Annotated in this window: 15 protein-coding genes; 11 read left to right on the top strand and 4 right to left on the bottom strand. The window is 69.1% G+C overall.

Annotated elements, in window-relative coordinates; translation table 11 throughout:
* Window positions 1-12 precede the first annotated feature (12 nt).
* Window positions 13-216 carry a YgaP family membrane protein gene (locus J3S89_RS03360; RefSeq protein WP_217926063.1) on the bottom strand — a complete coding sequence of 68 codons (204 nt, stop codon included), beginning with the start codon at window positions 214-216 and terminating at the stop codon, window positions 13-15.
* Window positions 217-465: 249 nt separating this feature from the next.
* Here J3S89_RS03360 and J3S89_RS03355 point away from each other — a divergent pair, with 249 nt between their 5' ends.
* Entirely contained in the window at window positions 466-1,521 is a 1,056-nt protein-coding gene (locus J3S89_RS03355) for an efflux RND transporter periplasmic adaptor subunit (RefSeq protein WP_217926062.1), read from the top strand.
* Window positions 1,518-4,787, top strand: a complete 3,270-nt coding sequence (locus J3S89_RS03350; RefSeq protein WP_217926061.1) for an efflux RND transporter permease subunit — start codon at window positions 1,518-1,520, stop codon at window positions 4,785-4,787. Before J3S89_RS03355 ends, J3S89_RS03350 begins: the two co-directional genes overlap by 4 nt.
* Before the next feature lie 151 nt (window positions 4,788-4,938).
* Here J3S89_RS03350 and J3S89_RS03345 read toward each other — a convergent pair whose 3' ends face one another.
* A complete protein-coding gene (locus tag J3S89_RS03345) occupies window positions 4,939-5,646 on the bottom strand; it encodes a GntR family transcriptional regulator (RefSeq protein WP_217926060.1) in 708 nt (235 codons plus the stop codon).
* A gap of 445 nt (window positions 5,647-6,091) precedes the next feature.
* Here J3S89_RS03345 and J3S89_RS03340 point away from each other — a divergent pair, with 445 nt between their 5' ends.
* From J3S89_RS03340 to J3S89_RS03330, 3 genes are all read left to right on the top strand, one after another.
* Window positions 6,092-7,492 (top strand): class II 3-deoxy-7-phosphoheptulonate synthase, encoded by a 1,401-nt coding sequence (locus J3S89_RS03340; RefSeq protein ID WP_217926059.1) that lies wholly within the window; start codon window positions 6,092-6,094, stop codon window positions 7,490-7,492.
* 192 nt (window positions 7,493-7,684) lie between these two features.
* Window positions 7,685-8,503 (top strand): DODA-type extradiol aromatic ring-opening family dioxygenase, encoded by an 819-nt coding sequence (locus J3S89_RS03335; protein ID WP_217926058.1) that lies wholly within the window; start codon window positions 7,685-7,687, stop codon window positions 8,501-8,503.
* A gap of 248 nt (window positions 8,504-8,751) precedes the next feature.
* The gene (locus J3S89_RS03330; protein WP_217926057.1) at window positions 8,752-10,023 is read left to right on the top strand and encodes a PAS domain-containing protein; all 1,272 of its coding nucleotides are present in this window, start codon (window positions 8,752-8,754) and stop codon (window positions 10,021-10,023) included.
* An 18-nt stretch (window positions 10,024-10,041) separates the two neighbouring features.
* Here J3S89_RS03330 and J3S89_RS03325 read toward each other — a convergent pair whose 3' ends face one another.
* Entirely contained in the window at window positions 10,042-10,533 is a 492-nt protein-coding gene (locus tag J3S89_RS03325) for an Lrp/AsnC family transcriptional regulator (protein ID WP_217926056.1), read from the bottom strand.
* 135 nt (window positions 10,534-10,668) lie between these two features.
* Between J3S89_RS03325 and J3S89_RS03320 the strand changes: the two genes are divergently transcribed.
* From J3S89_RS03320 to J3S89_RS03305, 4 genes are all read left to right on the top strand, one after another.
* Window positions 10,669-11,301, top strand: a complete 633-nt coding sequence (locus J3S89_RS03320) for a LysE family translocator (protein ID WP_217926055.1) — start codon at window positions 10,669-10,671, stop codon at window positions 11,299-11,301.
* Between the two features lie 162 nt (window positions 11,302-11,463).
* On the top strand, window positions 11,464-12,744 hold the full coding sequence (locus tag J3S89_RS03315; RefSeq protein WP_217926054.1) for a PAS domain-containing protein: 1,281 nt from the start codon (window positions 11,464-11,466) through the stop codon (window positions 12,742-12,744).
* A 10-nt stretch (window positions 12,745-12,754) separates the two neighbouring features.
* Complete coding sequence (locus J3S89_RS03310; RefSeq protein ID WP_217926053.1) at window positions 12,755-14,479, top strand: NAD+ synthase; 1,725 nt, start codon at window positions 12,755-12,757, stop codon at window positions 14,477-14,479.
* 130 nt (window positions 14,480-14,609) lie between these two features.
* Window positions 14,610-15,944, top strand: a complete 1,335-nt coding sequence (locus J3S89_RS03305) for a glutamate--tRNA ligase (protein ID WP_217926052.1) — start codon at window positions 14,610-14,612, stop codon at window positions 15,942-15,944.
* Here J3S89_RS03305 and J3S89_RS03300 read toward each other — a convergent pair.
* On the bottom strand, window positions 15,907-17,013 hold the full coding sequence (locus tag J3S89_RS03300) for a DUF2865 domain-containing protein (protein WP_217926051.1): 1,107 nt from the start codon (window positions 17,011-17,013) through the stop codon (window positions 15,907-15,909). The genes J3S89_RS03305 and J3S89_RS03300 overlap by 38 nt on opposite strands.
* A gap of 185 nt (window positions 17,014-17,198) precedes the next feature.
* Between J3S89_RS03300 and J3S89_RS03295 the strand changes: the two genes are divergently transcribed.
* Entirely contained in the window at window positions 17,199-17,735 is a 537-nt protein-coding gene (locus J3S89_RS03295; protein ID WP_217926050.1) for a CreA family protein, read from the top strand.
* A gap of 57 nt (window positions 17,736-17,792) precedes the next feature.
* A complete protein-coding gene (locus J3S89_RS03290; protein ID WP_217926049.1) occupies window positions 17,793-18,359 on the top strand; it encodes a pyridoxamine 5'-phosphate oxidase family protein in 567 nt (188 codons plus the stop codon).
* Window positions 18,360-18,418 lie beyond the last annotated feature (59 nt).

Raw genomic sequence — 18,418 nt, 5'->3', positions numbered from 1 at the left:
ATGCGCGGGCGATCACTCGAAGGCGCAGCCGGGCTTCACGCCGAGCTTCTTGAGGATCATCGCCAGCGGGCAGAAGCCGGTGAAGGCCGACTGCAGCAGATTGAGGCCGACGAAGGCGGTCAGGAACAGCCAATAGACGTGAACCTGGGTGCCGAGAAGCAGCGAAACCAGGATGACGGTGCCGGCGAAGGCGAAGACGACGCGATCGATGCTCATGAGCGAAGCTCCTCGTGAGGGTGACGGACCCCGGTCGACCCCACCTCGCGGCACTCGGGAAAGCGCGCATGAGACGGATCGCCAGGGCGACTGTGGATCCGAAAACGGGTATATATGGAGCCTTGTGAGATTAGCAACGACTAATATATATACCCCATGAATGAATCGCACGGGACCCTCGGTTCCGGGCGGATCCAGTCGTTTGTCGAAACCGTGCCGAGGCGCGGATCTCGAGGAGACCCGGGACGCATGCCCCTGTCGATCGTCGCTCGCCCCCTTCGCCGCACCGTCCGGCGCATCGGGAGCCATCTCCCCGCCGCCGCGGTTCTCGCCGCCGCTCTCGGTCTCACCGCTCTCGTCTCGCCGGTCCGCGCCGCCGAGACGGTGACCGTCGCCGAGGTCTCGGTCGACGACGCCAAGGAAGTTCTCGCCACCGTGGAGAGCGTGCGCACGCCCCAGGCGCGCACCCGCATCGGCGGCACGCTGACCTCGGTCGCCGTCACCGAGGGTGACGGCGTCAAGAAGGGCGACGTCCTCGCCGTGGTCGAGGATCCCAAGCTGAAGCTCCAACTGACCGCCGCCCAGGCGCGCATCGGCGCGCTCGAGGCCAAGCTCGGTCTGGTCCAGATGGAACTCGACCGCGTCCGCCAGCTCCGCTTCACCGGCGCCGCGCCGCAGTCGCGCCTCGACGACAGCGAGACCCAACTGACGGTCACCCAGGCCGAGATCGCCGCCGCCCGCGCCGACAAGTCGGTGATCGAGGAGCAGGTGATCGAGGGCCGCGTCCTCGCCCCCGACGACGGCCGCGTCCTCAAGGTCTCCGCCGTGGCGGGTCAGGTGGTGATGCCGGGCGAGCCGATCGCCACCATCGCCATCGCCAACTACATCCTCAAGCTCCGCCTGCCCGAGCGCCATGCCCGCTTCATGCACGAGGGCGACGAGGTGGTGATCGCCGGCCGCGGCCTCGATCGCACCACCGACACCCACATGGCCAAGGGCAAGATCGTCCGCGTCTATCCCGAACTCGACCAGGGCCGCGTCGTCGCCGACGTCGAGGCCGGCATGATCGGCGACTATTTCGTCGGCGAGCGCGTCTCCGTCTTCGTCGCCACCGGCAAGCGCCAGACCATCATCGTGCCGCAGGACGTGGTGATCAATCGCGAGGGCCTGACCTTCGTGCGCCTCGCCGGGGTCGGGGAGGTGCCGGTCCAGACCGGCGCCAAGCGGGCGACCGCCGACGGCTCGGCGCCGGGCGTCGAGATTCTCACCGGCCTCAAGGTCGGCGACGAGGTGCTGCGTCCATGAGCGGAAACGAACACGACGGCGCCGAAAAGGCGCCGGTGCAGAAGCTCGGCCTCGCCGGGCATCTCACCGCCACCTTCATCCGCTCGGCTCTGACGCCGCTCCTGCTCTTCGCCTCGATCGCGCTCGGCGCCATCGCGCTGATGTCGCTCGCCCGCGAGGAGGAGCCGCAGATCTCGGTGCCGATGGTCGACGTCCTGGTCCAGGCCGACGGTCTGCGTGCCGACGACGTGGTAGAGCTCGTCACCAAGCCGCTCGAGGGCATCCTCAAGGGCATCGACGGCGTCGAGCACGTCTACACCTATTCCTACGACGATCGCGTCATGGCCGCCGCCCGCTTCCAGGTCGGCACCAAGTCCGACGAGGCGATCCTGCGCGTCCACGAGAAGCTGCGCGCCAACTTCTCGCGGATCCCGCTCGGCATCCCCGAGCCGCTGGTGGTCGGTCGCGGCATCAACGACGTCGCCATCGTCACGCTGACCCTCTCGCCCAAGCCCGAGGCGGCCGACCGCTGGTCCGACAACGCGCTCTACAAGCTCTCCGAGAAGCTGCTGACCGAGATGATCAAGATCGACGACGTCGGTCTGACCTACACGGTCGGCGGGCGCGCCGATCAGATCCGCGTCGAGCCCGATCCGGAACGGCTGGCGCGCTACGGCATCGCCCTCAACGATCTCGTCGAGAAGGTCAAGAACGCCAACCGCTCGTTCCTGGTCGGCACCCTGCGCGACCAGGGCCGCCAGGTCCCCGGCGCCGCCGGCCAGACGCTCCAGGGCATTCCCGACGTCGGGCTCCTGCTTCTGACATCGCGCGACGGCCGCCCGGTCTACGTCAAGGACGTCGCCACCGTCGTCCTCGAGGCCAAGCCCGAGGAGGCCCGCGCCTGGACCATGACGCCGGACGGCAAGGGCGGCATGATCACCACCCCGGCCGTGACCATCGCCATCGCCAAGCGCGCCGGCGCCAATGCCGTGACCATCGCCCAGACGGTGGAGAAGCGGCTCGCCATGGTCGAGCACGAGATCCTGCCCTCCGACGTCGTGGTCACCAAGACCCGCGACTACGGCGAGACCGCCAACGAGAAGGTCGAGGAACTGCTGTTCCATCTCGCCCTCGCCACCCTGTCGATCGCCGCCCTGGTGGCGCTCGCGGTCGGCTGGCGAGAGGGCGTGGTGGTTCTGGTCGTGGTGCCCACCACGATCCTCCTGACCATGTTCGCCTCGTGGATCCTCGGCTACACGATCAACCGCGTGTCGCTGTTCGCGCTGATCTTCTCGATCGGTATCCTCGTCGACGACGCCATCGTCGTGGTCGAGAACATCGATCGACACTGGTCGATGCCCGACGGCCGCGGCATCGTCCGCAAGGCGATCGACGCCGTCGCCGAGGTCGGCAATCCGACCATCGTCGCCACCCTGACCGTGGTCGCCGCCCTCCTGCCGATGATGTTCGTCTCCGGCATGATGGGCCCCTACATGAGCCCGATCCCGGCCAACGCCTCGGCCGCCATGCTCTTCTCCTTCTTCGTCGCGGTGATGCTCACGCCGTGGCTGATGGTGAAGATGCGCGGCAAGAACGGGTCCGGTCACGGCACCGGCCACGACGGCGAACACGACGAGGGCGCACTCGGGCGGATCTACCGCCGCATCGCCGCGCCGCTCGTCGTCTCGCGCCGCTCGGCGGCGATGTTTCTGACCGTCGTCGGCATCGCCACGCTGGTGTCGATGATTCCCTTCGCCACCAAGAGCGTCACGGTGAAGCTCCTGCCCTTCGACAACAAGTCGGAGCTGCAGGTGGTGTTCGATCTGCCCGAGGGCACCTCGCTCGAGGACACCGACCGCACCCTGGCGAAGGCCGCCTCGCTGATCGCCGACGTGCCCGAACTCGCCAATCTCCAGGCCTATTCCGGCACCGCCGCGCCCTTCAACTTCAACGGACTGGTGCGTCACTATTTCCTGCGCTCCGCCGCCAATCAGGGCGATCTCCAGGTCAACCTGACGCCGAAGGCCCAGCGCAGCCGTCAGAGCCACCAGATCGCGCTCGATATCCGCCATCGCCTCGACCAGGGGCTGAAGCTGCCGGCGGGCTCCTCGGTCAAGGTGGTCGAGGTGCCGCCGGGACCGCCGGTCCTGTCGACGCTGCTGCTCGAGGTCTACGGCCGCGACGCCGCCGAGCGCCGCGAGGTCACCGCCAAGGTGCGTGAGGCCTTCGGCCGGGTGCCCTTCATCGTCGACGTCGACGACACCGTGCGCGAGCCCGGCGAGCGCATCCGCTTCCGCCTCAACGAGGCTGCGCTCGAGTGGTACGGCGTGACCGAACAGGCGGTCTACGACACGATGCGGGCGGTGCTCTCCGGCGTGCCCGTCGGCTACAGCCATCGCGGTGCCGGCGTCTCGCCGATCGAGATCGTGGTGCGCCTGCCCAAGTCCGAACTCGCCGTGACCGAACGTCTCCTGTCGACGCCGGTCCCCGGCGCCAAGGGCAACGTCGAGCTCGGCGATCTCGTCCGCGTCGAGCGCGAGAAGGCCTCGCCCTCGATCTTCCGCCGCGACGGCCGCCCGGCCGAGATGGTCACCGCCGAACTCGCCGGTGCCTACGAGGCGCCGATCTACGGCATGCTCGCCGTCACCGACGAGCTGAAGAAGATCGACTGGGGCAAGAACGGCGAACCGCCGGTGTCGCTGCACGGCCAGCCCGCCGACGAGGCCCATCCGAGCCTCCTCTGGGACGGCGAGTGGGAGGTGACCTGGGTCACGTTCCGCGACATGGGCGGCGCCTTCGGCGTCGCGCTGGTCGGCATCTACCTGCTGGTGGTCGCCCAATTCGGGTCGTTCCGGGTGCCGCTCGTCGTGCTGACGCCGGTGCCGCTGACGCTGGTCGGCATCGTCATCGGCCATTGGCTGTTCGGCGCGCCCTTCACCGCCACCTCGATGATCGGCTTCATCGCGCTCGCCGGCATCATCGTCCGCAACTCGATCCTGCTGGTCGACTTCATCCGCCATGCGGCGAAGCCGGGCATGACCTTGCGCGAGGTGGTGCTCGAGGCCGGTGCGATCCGCATCAAGCCGATCATCCTCACCGCCATCGCGGCGATGATCGGCGCGGCCTTCATCCTGGCCGACCCGATCTTCCAGGGTCTCGCGATCTCGCTCCTGTTCGGCCTCGCCTCCTCGACCGCCCTGACCGTTCTGGTCATCCCGGCGATCTACGTGGCGATGCGCGGACCGGATTCGATCCCCTCCGCCGCCCACGGCGACGCCGAACTCTGATCGGCCCGGCCGGGCCTCCCCGGCCGAACGCCCTCCGGCGGCGATCGCCGCCGCGAGGCACCAAGGAGAGAAACGGCCCCGGGAGACGCCTCCCGGGGCCGTTTCTTCAACCGGACCTGTCCCGACGAAGGCCGGGGCGCGAGGCGCGCCGTCAGCCGACGAACAGTTCGGGTCGCATCTCGGCGAAATTCTGCAGCATCGCGCCGTAGTCGGCGACGTGATCGGTCATCTCGCGTGCCGCCACCGCGCCGTCGCGCGCCTCGAGCGCGGCGACGATGCGCCGATGGCCCTCGTAGGAGCCGCGAATGGAGCGCACGTCCGGCCGGAAAAGTTCGTGGCAGCGCTTCACCGTGGCGAGGCCGATGTCGATCTGATGCGCCACCTGCGGGAACGGCACCGCGCGGGCGATGGCGAGATGGAACTCCTGATCGAGCGTGTAGTAGCGCCCCGGATTGTCGGAGGAGATCGCCGCCTCCTGGGCCTCGAGACTGCGCTTCAGCGTGTGGAGGAGCAGATCGTTGCCCTCCGTCGCCAGCCGTCTCGCCGCCGCCGCCTCGAGCGCGCCGCGGATGAACAGGCTCTCGGTCATCGCGCCGAGGCGCAGCCGCGCCACGTAGGATCCGCGCTGCGGATAGATCTCGACGAGGCCTTCCTGCTCCAGACGCGTCAGAGCGGCCGTGACCGGCTGTTTGGAGACCCCGAGCTTCTCGCAGACTTCGATCTTATCGATGAACATTCCAGGCTGCATGCGGAAGGAGAGGATTTCCTCCCGCAACCAGGTGTAGGCCTTCTCGGACTTGCGAACGACGGCCCCGCCGTCTTCGTCGACTCCGGTCGGCTGTCTGGCGCCACGTAACATTTTTGCCTCCTTGCTCCCGGTGCGACCTCTGCGGGTCGCTTCTCTCGAGAGTTCTCCCGGTGTTGCGTTTTTCTCGACTCCCTGTGCGCCCATGGTAGAGCAGGATTGCAAATCGCGAAATGGGAGTAATTACAGATATTCTAAAGTCGGCATTCGTCGTTGCGAATGGATTGCAAAAGAAACCGGAAGTCCTCGCCCGCCGGGGCGGTGCACGGGCCATGTCGATATGTCCGGATGAGGGGGGACGACTTAGGGTAATGCTGGCGATCGGCGCGCTTTCGAGGGCGGGAGGGATACGCCCATCGGAGGTGCGGGCGGCGGTGGCCAAGCGGGGAGGGGGAGTGTATAAAACCGGCCTCCCGAGGGGGTGGACGCCTCCTCGGCGCTTTGGCGTCTTCGCAAGGACGAGGAAGAGCCCGCGACGAGACGGGCGGAGGAGTGTGAGATGACGAAGTCTGGGAACCCGGCCGACTGGTCGCCGGCGAGTTGGCGCGGAAAGCCGATCGTCCAGGTGCCGGCCTATGCCGACCAGGCCCTGCTCCACGCGGTCGAGGAGGATCTGCAGACCTGGCCGCCGTTGGCGATCGCCGACGAGGTGCGCCGGCTGCGCCGCCAGCTCGGCCGCGTCGCCGAGCGCAAGGCTTTCCTGCTCCAGGGTGGCGACTGCGCCGAGAGCTTCGCCGAGCATTCGGCGAACCAGATCCGCGACTTCTTCCGCATCTTCCTGTCGATGTCGGTGGTGCTCACCCATTCCGCCGGCCTGCCGGTGGTCAAGGTCGGCCGCATCGCCGGTCAGTTCGCCAAACCCCGTTCCTCCGACATGGAGCGGCGCGACGGCATCGAGCTGCCGTCCTACCGCGGCGACATCATCAACGGCACCGAGTTCACGCCCGAGGCGCGCATTCCCGACCCGGCGCGCATGCGCATGGTCTATCGCCAGTCGGCGGCGACGCTGAACCTCCTGCGCGGCTTCGCCCACGGCGGTTATGCCAAGCTCGAGCGCGTCCAGCAGTGGATGGTCGAGTTCCTCGCCGACAGCCCCGTCGCCGAGCGCTTCTCGGAAGTGGCCGATCGCATCTCCGAGGCGCTCGACTTCATGGCCGCCTGCGGCCTCACCGCCGAGACCGTGCCGCAGCTCCAGTCGGTCGATTTCTACACCTCCCACGAGGCGCTGCTGCTGCCCTACGAGGAGGCGCTGACGCGCGAGGATTCGGTCCAGGGCGGCTGGTACGACACCTCCGCCCACATGCTGTGGATCGGTGACCGCACCCGCCAGCCCGATCACGCCCATGTCGAGTTCATGCGCGGCATCGAGAACCCGATCGGCCTCAAGTGCGGCCCGACCGTCGACGCCGACAGCCTGCTGCGCCTGATCGAGACTCTCGATCCGCAGAACGAGGCGGGACGCCTGACCCTCATCGCCCGCTTCGGCTCGGAGAAGATCGGCCGCCATCTGCCCGATCTCGTCCGCGCCGTCGCCCGCGAGGGCCGCAACGTCCTGTGGTCCTGCGACCCGATGCACGGCAACACCGTGACCTCGGCGACCGGCCACAAGACCCGGCCCTTCGACAAGGTGCTCTCCGAGGTGCAGAGCTTCTTCGAGATCCATCGCGCCGAGGGCACCTGGGCCGGCGGCGTCCATCTCGAGATGACCGGCAAGAACGTCACAGAATGCACCGGCGGCGCTGTCGCCATTCAGGAGGCCGATCTCGGCCAGGCCTACGACACCGCCTGCGATCCGCGCCTCAACGCGGCCCAGGCGCTGGAACTGGCCTTCCTCGTCGCCGAGGAGCTGAAGAAGGACCGCGCCTCGCGCCCGAGCCCCTTCGCCGCCGCCGCCGAGTGAGCCACCGCGCCGACCGGCGCGGATCGAGACTGCCGGAAGGATCGTTCGATGAACTCGAACGATCCTTTCTCTTTTCGTGCCATCGTTCGGCGTTGACCCGGGCCGAGGGAAGGGCGATCTCTGAAGACGAAGCAACCGGCCCGTGGATGGCGCCCTTCGGCGATCCGGCCCGGTTCGTATGGAGATCCCGTGATGTCCGAACCCCGTCTCGATGCCCCCGCCGCCGCGATCCCGCCGCTCTTCGTGTCGCACGGCGCGCCCAACATGATCCTTCACGACAGCGCCACCCGTCGCTTCCTCGATCGGCTCGGCGATCGTCTGCCGCGTCCGCGGGCGATCGTCTCGGTTTCCGCCCATTTCACGGCGGCCCGGCCGGCGGTGGTGACCGATCCCGCGCCGGAGATGATCTACGACTTCGGCGGTTTCGAGCGCGAGCTCTACCGCATGACCTATCCCGCCCCCGGCGATCCGGAGCTGGCCGAGCGTGTGCACGGCCTCCTCGACGCCGCCGGTCTCGACCCGGTCCGCGTGCCGAAGCGGGGCTACGATCACGGCACCTGGGTGCCGTTGAAGCTGATGTATCCGGCCGCCGACATTCCGGTGGTCCAGCTCTCGGTGCAGCCGCGCCGCGATCCGCGTCACCATTGGGAGATGGGCCGCGCCCTCGCGCCGCTGACGAAGGACGGCGTGCTGGTGCTCGCCTCCGGCTCGCTCTCCCACAATCTCCACGAGGCCTTCTCCCCCAACGGCGGCTTCCGCCCGATGGACGAGAAGGCGCCGGCCTGGGTCGCCGACTTCGCCGACTGGATCGCCGAGAAGATCGCGGCGAACGACGTCGAGGCGCTGCTCGACTATCGCGCCCGCGCGCCATTCGGCGGTCGTAATCACCCGACCGACGAGCATCTCCTGCCGCTGTTCGTGGCGCTCGGCGCCGGCGGGCTCGGAGAGGTGATCCATCGCGAGACCCAGTTCGCGGTACTGGCGATGGACGCCTATCGCTTCGCCGCCTGATCACCCGGCCCCGCCGTCTCCCTCCGAACCGAAGCCCTCCCGGCCGGGGCGCTCGCCTTGCGACGGGCGCCCCGGTCCCTTTCGAAACCTCGTCCTTTTCTCGAGCGTTTCTTCACCGTCTTCGCGTGTCGCCCACTCGGTCTGATTGTGCCCGGGAAGTGCCGGTCTATCATGGAACGTCGAAGTGGCGTGGTCGCCGGAAAGGCCCGCCGGGACGCTTTCATGCACCATGGGAGGGGGGATAGCCCATGCGCGAGGATTTCGAGCTCTTCGATCCGCAGATGCATCGCGCCGAGGTCGGCTGTTGGGTGGTCGATCTGGAACGGCGCCTCGTCTATTGGCCGAAGGGCCTCGGCGACGTCGAGGCCGACAAGGTCGAGTGGGGGCTCCATGCCATCCCGCTCGACCGGGCGATGGCGCAGGTGGACGTGTCCGACCGCGACACGGTCCGGCGTTTCTTCGCCGACATGGCGGCGCGCCGGCCGGTCGACGCGATCGAATTCACCCAGCGCACCTCCTGGGGCACCGACGTACGCCTGCACATGGACGGGCGCCGCATCGGTTCCGGCGCCGACGCGCGCATCGTCGGCTTCGTGAAGGTGATCCATTCCCGTCGTCACCACGAGCACCTCGCCGAAAGCCTGCGCGGCGTCCTCGATGCCCTCTTTTCGACGGTCACCTGCGGTCTCGTCGTGATGGACGAGCACCTGACGGTCTGCAACGCCAACCGTCACGCCCTCGAGCTCTTCGGCGCGATCACCGATCGCCACGAACCGCGCCACGACTGGATCGGCCACATCGAGGCGCTCTGGCCGGAGTCCGCGCGACGATCACTGCGCGAGGCCGTCGCCTCGAAATCTCCGGCCACCGGCGCCTTCTCGCTCGGCGGTCTCGGCGGCAGGCGGATGTCCTGGCGGGCGACGCCGTGGCAGAGCGTCACCGGCGAGGTGACCGGCCTCGTCGTGGCCATCGATTGCCGCCGCTTCATCCGCTCCGCCGACCTCGCCGAACGGATGACGCTGATGATGAGCGGACGCGCGATCGATCTCTCCGACGTCGCCGATCCCGTCGTCGACGACGAGCCGAAGGAAGCTTCGCCGCCGCACCGGGACGATGCCGGCGCGGCCCATCACGCGGTGCTGGAATGGGTCAAACACCCGATCCTGCTGATCTCGATCGCCTCCGGCGAGGTCGTCTTCGCCAACCGCGCCGCCCGCGATCTCTTTCATCTCGCCACCGCCGACCGGGCCTTCGCCACCAATCTGCCCGAGCTCTCCGGCTTCGGAACGCCGATCGACGAGGACGCCCCGCCCGACGGCATGCTGGTGCATCTGATGCTCGGCGCCCGGGTCGGACGCATGGTCGACTACGACGCCGATCTCCTCTTCGTCGAATACCACGACCTGCCGCACGCCCACGCCCTGCCGGCGGCCTCGGCACGCGTCGACGGCAAGACGGTGAGCCGCCCCTCGGCCGCGCGTCGGCCGGTGCGCTCCGGCCTGCGTCGCGCCGAGGCCTGAGCCGTCGATCCGAGGCGATCACGCCCGGCGCGCCGCCGCCTCCGACAGATGGTCGAGCGGCAGCGGCGCGCCGTCCTTGACGGTCTGGATGGCGAAGTTCGAACGAATGTCGCTCACGCCCGGCAGCTTCAACAACGTGCCGATCAGAAACCGCTCGTAGGCGGCGAGATCGGCCACCACCACCTGCAACAGAAAGTCCGCCTCGCCCGAGACGAGGTGACACGAGACCACCTCGTCGAGCGCCGCCACCGCCTCGCGGAAGGCGCGCGCCTCCTCGTCGTGGTGACGCTCGACCTTGATCCCGACGAAGATCGTCAGCCCGAGGCCGATCGCCTTGCGATCGAGGGCCGCGTGATAGCCGGCGATGACCCCGGCCTTTTCCAGGAGCCTCACCCGGCGCAGGCACGGTGACGGCGACAGGCCGACGGCGTCGGCGAGATCGGCGTTGGTGAGGCGGCCGTCGCGCTGGAGCGCGGCGAGAATGCGGCGATCGATCGCGTCGAGGCGCATGGTGGCAGATCCCGATGACGAATGGGGCCAGAGTGGCATGATCTGCCGATCATGGAGCATGAAGAGGCAGACTTTGCAAGGACCTGCCGGGCGTCGGCGTGCTAGATCCCGGTTCGAGGCGACGGGAGAGGCGCGATGGATCCGACCGGCTGGGTGATGTTCGTGACGGCCCTCGTCATCGTCTACGTGATGCCCGGGGCGGACATGATCCTGGTGCTCCAGACCGGCGCCGCCGAGGGGCGGTCGCGCGCGCTCGCCACGGCCGGCGGTCTGGCGCTGGCGCGCGCCGCCCATGTCGGCCTCGCCGGTGTCGGCCTGGCGGCGCTCTTTCGCGCCGAGCCCTGGACCTTCGACGTCGCCCGCTGGACCGGCGCCGGCTTCCTCGTCTGGCTCGGTTGGGGGATCCTGCGGTCCGGCGATGCCGATCCGATCACGGCGCCGGGGCGACCCTTCTCGCGCCGCTCCCATGCCGCGGCCTTCCTGCGCGGCCTCCTCACCAACATCCTCAATCCCAAGGCCTTGTTGTTCTGCTCGATGCTGCTGCCGCAGTTCGTCCATCCCGAGCGCGGGCCGGTGGAGGTGCAGTTCCTCGAACTCGGCGCGGTGCTGGTGGCGATCGGCCTCGCCTTCGACGTGGCCTACGCGTGTCTCGGCGCCGGTCTCGGCGCGCTTTCGGCCGGTCGCCCGCGTCTGGCGGCGCTGCGGCGCGGCGTCTTCGCGACGCTGTTGATCGGCTTCGGCCTGGGATTGGGCCTGCGCCTGCCGTGACGCGGCCGGAAAACCCGCGCCCGCCGCCGAACGACGCCCGGCCCGTCGAAATGTCACGGGCGATTTGAGGGATCTTAAACCCATTCGTGCGCAGGATTTTCGCAAATATCGACGCGGATCGGCCGTGTGCCCCGGATCGGCGCGACGAAGGGGAGTGCGGGAATGCTCGACGCGATCGAGATCGTCAAACAGGTCGGTTACACGCTCGACATCGGCTATTGGATGATCGATCTCGAACGGCGTCTCGTCTACTGGCCGAAGGGTCTCGGCCGTCACGACGAGGGCGGCACCGAGGCCGAGCGCGGCTATCGCGTCGCCCCCCTCGACAAGATGATCGACCGCATCGACGAGGCCGATCAGGGCCGGTTTCGCCGCTTCCTCGCCGACATTCTCGAGGGCCGTTCCGATTGCGTGATCGAGATGACCCATCTCGCCTCGTGGGGCGAGAAGATCCGCCTGCGCATGGCCGGCCGGCAGATCGGCGCGGGGCGCGACACCAAGGTGGTCGGACTGGTCGAGGTGATCGAACGCTGGCGCGAGCACGAGATGTTGGCGAAGAGCCTCGGCTTCATCATCGAGGCGCTCTTCATCTCCTCCGACAGCGGCATCGTCATCTTCGACGGCGCCCTCAAGGTGCGCCGCCTCAATCGCAACGCCCTCGGTCTCTTCGGCGTCACCGAGGCCGAGGAGGAGAACGGCGATTGGGCCGCCGTCATCGAGACGCGACTTCCCAAGACCACCCGCGACCTCCTGCTCGAGGCGATCGAGAATGCCTCGGCGGTCTCCGGCACCTTCTCGCTCGGCGGTCTCGGCGGCCCGCGCCTGTCGTGGCGCGCCAACCCCTGGGGCGAGGGCGAGATGTCCGGTCTGGTGATGACGCTGAACGCCAAGCGCCAGATCCGCGTCGCCGATCTGGCCGAGCGCGAGGCGCTGCGGTCCGGGGGCGCCGCCGAACCTGCGCCGCCGCCCGCGCCGCTCGAGCCGACCCTGCCGCCGGCCCCCGCCGGCGCGCCCGAGGAGATCGAGCTCCAGGCGCGCCATCGCGCGCTGGAATGGGTCAAACACCCGATTCTGCTGGTGTCGATCGCCACCGGCGAGATCGCCTTCGCCAATCGCGCCGCGCGGGATCTCTATCACCTGCCGGCCGAGACCCGCGCCTTCGTCGAGAACGTCTACGACATCTCCGGCTTCACCTGCGACGTCGATTCGCTCGCCATCGCCGCCGCCGGCGGCCATGTCCTGCGCCTGAAGCTCGGCGCCCGCGTCGGCCGCATGCTCGATTACGACGCCGATCTCCTCTTCGTCGAATATCACGACACCGTGCCGCACATTCATCCGCACCTGCCGACGCGCGGCGAACCGGCCAAGGGCGCGGCGCGTCACGAGCCGAACCGTTCGCCGAGCCGATCGACGCCCGTTGTGGCGCGACCCGGCGCGCGCTAAGACCGAGGGCATGACCGAACGCCTTCTCGTCGCCCTCGCCCAGCTCGATCCGACCGTCGGTGACGTCACCGGCAACCTCGCCCGCGCCCGCCGGGCGCGCGCCGACGCCGCCGCCCTCGGCGCGGATCTCGTGCTCCTGCCCGAACTCTTCCTCGCCGGCTATCCGCCCGAGGATCTGGTGCTGAAGCCCTCGTTCCAGGCCGCCTGCATGGCCGCGACGGCGGAACTCGCCGAGGACACCACCGACGGCGGCCCGGCGGTTCTGATCGGCTCGCCCTGGAAGACCGAGACCGGCCTCTACAACGCCGTCGCCCTGCTCGATCAGGGCCGCATCGCCTCGCTGCGGTTCAAGGCGGATCTGCCCAACTACGGCGTCTTCGACGAGAAGCGCGTCTTCACCCCCGGCGATCTCGCCGGTCCGATCGCCTTCCGTGGCCTGCGCGTCGGCACGCCGATCTGCGAGGACATCTGGGGCGCCGACCCGGTCGAATGCATCGCCGAGACCGGCGGCGACATTTTGCTGGTGCCGAACGGTTCACCCTATCGCCGCGGCGTGATGGACGAACGTTTCGCCGTCGCCGTCGCGCGAGTGAAGGAGAGCGGCCTGCCGCTCGTCTATCTCAATCAGGTCGGCGGCCAGGACGAACTGGTCTTCGACGGCGCCTCCTTCGTGCTCGACGCCGACGGGGCGATGGTCCGCCAGATGAAGGCCTTCCGCGAGGACATGGCGCTCCAGGCCTTCGTGAAGCGGGACGGCCGCTGGGCACCGGAGCCGGGCGATCTGACGGTGATCGAGGAGGGCCTCGCCGCCGACTACGCCGCCTGTGTCCTGGGTCTGCGCGACTACGTCGACAAGAACCGCTTCCCCGGCGTCGTGCTGGGGCTCTCCGGCGGCATCGATTCGGCGATCGTCGCGGCGATGGCGGTCGACGCGCTCGGGCCCGAGCGGGTCCACGCGGTCATGCTGCCCTACCGCTACACGTCGTCGGCGAGCCTCGAGGACGCCGCCGCCTGCGCCACCGCCCTCGGCATCCGCTACGACACCGTGCCGATCGCCGAGCCGGTCGAGGGCTTCGTGGCGGCGCTCTCGCCGATGTTCGCCGGCACCGACCCGGGCATCACCGAGGAGAACCTCCAGTCGCGCGCCCGTGGCGTGATCCTGATGGCGATCTCCAACAAGTTCGGCGCCATGGTGGTGACGACCGGCAACAAGTCGGAGATGTCGGTCGGCTACGCCACGCTCTACGGCGACATGAACGGCGGCTACAACCCGATCAAGGACCTCTACAAGACCGAGGTCTACGCGCTCGCCCGCTGGCGCAACCAGAACCGGCCGGCCGGTTCGCTCGGGCCTTCGGGCGAAGTGATCCCGACCCGGATCATCACCAAGGCGCCGACGGCGGAACTGCGCGAGAACCAGACCGACCAGGACAGCCTGCCGCCCTACGACGTCCTCGACGACATCCTCGAATGCCTCGTCGAGAAGGAGATGGCGCTCGCCGACATTCTCGCGAAAGGCCACGACGAGGCGACGGTCAAGCGCATCGAGCGGCTCCTCTACATCGCCGAATACAAGCGCCGTCAGGCCGCCCCGGGGGTGAAGATCACCGCCAAGAACTTCGGCCGCGATCGCCGCTATCCGATCACCAACGGCTTCCGCGACCCCGGCCGCAAGATCGAGGTCCCGGAGGCGCCGGTGCCGGTGAAGCCGATGACCGACGTGGTGGATTTCTGATGGCGTCGCCGACGATCGGCGCTGGAGGTGCGGGCGCTCGCCCGCGCCGGAAGGCGCATCGCCTCCGCGTGCGAGCCGCCCACACCCGATGCCGCGCTCCTCGTTTCTGCCCGCCGAAAGTCCTCCGCTCATGACCGCCCCCACCGTCCGCTTCGCCCCGTCGCCGACCGGCCTCATCCACATCGGCAACGCCCGCACCGCGCTCCTCAACGCGCTCTTCGCGCTGACGCGCGGCGGCGCCTTCATCCTGCGCTACGACGACACCGATCTCGAGCGCTCGAAGCGCGAATATGCCGATGCCATCGCCGAGGATCTGGCGTGGCTCGGCATCACCCCGAACCGGGTCGAGCGCCAGTCGGAGCGGATCGAAGCCTACGAGGCGGCGGTCGCGAAGCTGAAGGCCATGGGCCGCCTCTACCCGGCTTGGGAGAGCCCCGACGAGTTGGAGCGCCGCCGTCGCCGCCAGATGGCGCGTGGGCTTCCCCCCGTCTACGACCGTGCCGCGCTGAAGCTGACGCCCGAGGAGATCGCCAAGTTCGAGGCCGAGGGCCGCCGTCCGCATTGGCGGTTCAAGCTCGAGGGCCGCACGGTCTCCTGGGACGACGGCGTACGCGGTCCCCAGACCGTCGACACCACCTCGCTGTCGGACCCGGTGCTGGTGCGCGCCGACGGTTCGTTCCTCTACACGCTGCCCTCGGTCGTCGACGACATCGACATGGGCGTCACCGACGTCATTCGCGGCGAGGACCACGTCACCAACACCGGCGTCCAGATCGAGCTCTTCGAGGCGCTCGGTGGCCCGGTGCCGCGCTTCGCGCATCACAATCTCTTGGCCACCACCACCGGCGAGGCCCTGTCGAAGCGGCTCGGCTCGCTGTCGATCCGCTCCCTGCGCGAGGCCGGCTACGAGGCGATGACGGTCGCCTCGATCGCCGTGCTGATCGGCTCGTCGGAGGAGGTCCACGCCTATCCGGATCTGGCGAGCCTCGCCCCGCACGCCGAACTCGCCGGCATGTCGCGCTCGACCGCCAAGTTCGACCCCCACGAACTCGACACGATCAACGCCCGCCTCGTCCACGCGCTCGCCTGGGAGGACGCCCGCGCCCGCCTCGCCGCCCTCGACGCGGATCTCGGCCCGGCCTTCTGGTCGGCGGTACGCGACAATCTGGCGAAACTGCCGGACGTCGTCGAATGGGCCGGCGTCGTCCGCGACGACGGCGTGGCGGTGCGGGCGGACGGTGAGGCCGAGTTCCTCGCCGAGGCCCTGCGCCTCCTGCCCGAGGAGCCCTGGGACGAGACCACCTGGGGCACCTGGACCAAGGCGATCCAGACGGCGACGGGCCGCAAGGGCAAGGCCCTGTTCCTGCCGCTGCGCCTCGCGCTCACCGGCCGCGATCACGGGCCGGAGATGAAGCGCCTGCTGCCGGTCATCGGTCGGAGAGCCACTTCGGCCCGACTGTCCTGACCTTGGGCGGGGTCGCGGGCGCGGCGGCGGCGATGCGCGCCTCGCTCTCCGGCGAGAGCGGCGTCAGCGGCGCCACCGGCTCGGCCGAGAGCCCGGAGAGCTGCACCGCCTGCGTCGCCGGATCCTGATCCGGGCCGGGGCGCGGTCGCGGCATCGGCAGACCGCCGGAGTCGTCGAGCCGCGCCTCGCGGATGCCGGCGAGCCCGCCCGCCTGAACCGGCAGTGTGCGGGGATCGGGCGTGCCGCAGGTGCAGCCCTCGACCACCTTGGTGCGATAGAGGAAGGCGTTGGTCATCTTCACCAGCGGAGTGCCGTCGTCGGCGGCGACCGCGTCCTCCGCCTCCTGGCCGGCGGCGTCGTGATAGTAGAGCCGCGTCTCCGCCTGCGGGCACAGCGCCTTGCAGACGGACGCGTCGGTCTTGAGCCGCCCCCGCGTGGAATTGAACGAGACCGGGAAGAAATAGCCGTCGCAGGTGCGCACGCACAGCGTCCGGTAATTGCCCGACCACGCGCCGTAGCCGTCGCCCTCGCCGAGGCCGCCCTGCGGCAGCTCGTCCAGCGGCTCGCCGTCGATCGTCACCCCGGATCGCGCCTGGGTGGTGTCGTTGCCGCCGAAGAGGAACGAGAAGAAGCCGCGCTGCTGCTGCGGCGCCGGCCGCGCCTCGGCGGTGCGGAAGGTCACCCCCGGCGGGATCTCGCCATGGCCGCGCTGCGCCGCCTGGACCGGACGGCCGTTCAGCGTCACGCCGCTCGAGGCGCGCGCGGCCGGTGCCGGCGCGCCGGTCAGCCGCGCGTAATGACGCTCGAGGCGACCGAGATTGTCGTCCATCAGCTTGCCGCGCTGGGCGAGCGCGACGCAACGCGGATCGTCGGCCGGGGCGCAGCGCGCCCGCTGAGCCCGATTGGCGGCGATCGCCTCCTTCTGCTCGCGGATCGCCGAGGCCCATTGATCGGCGCCCGATTGCCCCCACGCCGGCGCGACCGACGCCAAGCCGCTCGCCAGGCCGCCGATCACCGGCAAGGCGATCGCCAGCCGAGGGCGAACTCGGTGTCGATGGTCGCGTCTCATGGTCGTCCTCGATGTGGAGTCGTCGGGGGCGACTCCCTGTCCGGCGAGATATAACATCGGATCCGTGGAGAAAAGGGTAACGCCGCGCCCGCATCCTGACCTTGGGGAAGAGTGACGTTTTCGCATCTCTCCCCTTCCGTTTTCTCGGCGCCGGCCTCATCTCTTCCTCGACACAGGAGATCCCCATGCCGATTGCCGCCTTCGCCTCCCGCCTCTTCCCGATCGTGACGGTCCTGGCCGCGCTCGCCGCGCCGCTCGCGGCCCCGACCGCCGCCCGTGCCGAGGACCCCGAGCTGATCTTCAAGAAGTCGACGGTGTGGAAGCTGCTCACCCCCGACGACAAGCTCGCCGTCTACGGCATCGACGATCCCGACGTCGAAGGCGTCGCCTGTCACTACACCGTGCCCGAGCGCGGCGGCGTCAAGGGCATGCTCGGCGTCGCCGAGGAGACCTCCGACGTCTCGCTCGCCTGCCGCCAGTGGGGGCCGATCAAGTTCAAGCGCCAGCTCGAGCAGGGCGAGGACATGTTCCGCACCCGCCGTTCGCTGATCTTCAAGAAGATGCAGATCGTGCGCGGTTGCGACGCCAAGCGCAACGTGCTGGTCTACATGGTCTATACGGACAAGCTGATCGAGGGCAGCCCGAAGAACTCGACCTCGACGGTGCCGGTGATGCCCTGGGGCGCCGAGCCGCCGCCGCGCTGCGCCGACTTCATCAAGTGAGCCACGACGATCCTTCGAACCGACGGGGCCATGGGCGCCCGACATGAGGAGGCCCCCATGGCCAAGCCGTTCGAGCGCATCGAGGACGTCCATCGCGCCTTCGTCGAGAAGCAGAAGATCTTCTTCACCGCCTCGGCGGCCGACGGCACGCGCGTGAACCTGTCGCCGCGCGGCACCGACATGTTCCGGGTGATGAGCCCGAACGCGGTGCTGTGGCTCGACAAGACCGGCTCCGGCAACGAGACGGCGGCCCATCTCGTCGCGGACGGCCGCCTCACGGTGATGTTCTGCGCCTTCGAGGGGCCGCCGATGATCCTGCGCTTCTACGGCCGGGGCCGGGTGGTCGGACGCGGCACGCCGGATTGGGCGACGCTGCTCGCCATCGAGTTCGACGGGGTCGAGCCGCCCGGTGCCCGCCAGATGGTCTGGCTCGACATCGATCTGGTGCAGACCTCCTGCGGCTTCGCCGTGCCCTTCTTCGATCACGTCGGCCCGCGCGACACGCTCGATCGCTGGGCCTCGTCGAAGTCGGCGGAGGAACTCGACGCCTATCGCCGCCAGAAGAACACCGTCAGCATGGACGGCCTGCCGACCGGGATTTTCCCGCCTGACGACCACGAATGATCCGTCGAATTTCAGTGGAATTTTGTTTTTACTTCGTGTCTTCGCCTGTAGATTGCAAT

It is taken from the genome of Pinisolibacter aquiterrae (genome assembly GCF_019160155.1).
In the GTDB taxonomy this organism is placed as follows: domain Bacteria; phylum Pseudomonadota; class Alphaproteobacteria; order Rhizobiales; family Ancalomicrobiaceae; genus Pinisolibacter; species Pinisolibacter aquiterrae.
This window is presented reverse-complemented; position numbering and strand designations above follow the sequence as displayed.

Coding starts and splice junctions, on each gene's coding strand:
- J3S89_RS03360 (WP_217926063.1), bottom strand. CDS start 216: ATGAGCATCGATCGCGTCGTCTTCGCCTTCGCCGGCACCGTCATCCTG.
- J3S89_RS03355 (WP_217926062.1), top strand. CDS start 466: ATGCCCCTGTCGATCGTCGCTCGCCCCCTTCGCCGCACCGTCCGGCGC.
- J3S89_RS03350 (WP_217926061.1), top strand. CDS start 1,518: ATGAGCGGAAACGAACACGACGGCGCCGAAAAGGCGCCGGTGCAGAAG.
- J3S89_RS03345 (WP_217926060.1), bottom strand. CDS start 5,646: ATGTTACGTGGCGCCAGACAGCCGACCGGAGTCGACGAAGACGGCGGG.
- J3S89_RS03340 (WP_217926059.1), top strand. CDS start 6,092: ATGACGAAGTCTGGGAACCCGGCCGACTGGTCGCCGGCGAGTTGGCGC.
- J3S89_RS03335 (WP_217926058.1), top strand. CDS start 7,685: ATGTCCGAACCCCGTCTCGATGCCCCCGCCGCCGCGATCCCGCCGCTC.
- J3S89_RS03330 (WP_217926057.1), top strand. CDS start 8,752: ATGCGCGAGGATTTCGAGCTCTTCGATCCGCAGATGCATCGCGCCGAG.
- J3S89_RS03325 (WP_217926056.1), bottom strand. CDS start 10,533: ATGCGCCTCGACGCGATCGATCGCCGCATTCTCGCCGCGCTCCAGCGC.
- J3S89_RS03320 (WP_217926055.1), top strand. CDS start 10,669: ATGGATCCGACCGGCTGGGTGATGTTCGTGACGGCCCTCGTCATCGTC.
- J3S89_RS03315 (WP_217926054.1), top strand. CDS start 11,464: ATGCTCGACGCGATCGAGATCGTCAAACAGGTCGGTTACACGCTCGAC.
- J3S89_RS03310 (WP_217926053.1), top strand. CDS start 12,755: ATGACCGAACGCCTTCTCGTCGCCCTCGCCCAGCTCGATCCGACCGTC.
- J3S89_RS03305 (WP_217926052.1), top strand. CDS start 14,610: ATGACCGCCCCCACCGTCCGCTTCGCCCCGTCGCCGACCGGCCTCATC.
- J3S89_RS03300 (WP_217926051.1), bottom strand. CDS start 17,013: ATGAGACGCGACCATCGACACCGAGTTCGCCCTCGGCTGGCGATCGCC.
- J3S89_RS03295 (WP_217926050.1), top strand. CDS start 17,199: ATGCCGATTGCCGCCTTCGCCTCCCGCCTCTTCCCGATCGTGACGGTC.
- J3S89_RS03290 (WP_217926049.1), top strand. CDS start 17,793: ATGGCCAAGCCGTTCGAGCGCATCGAGGACGTCCATCGCGCCTTCGTC.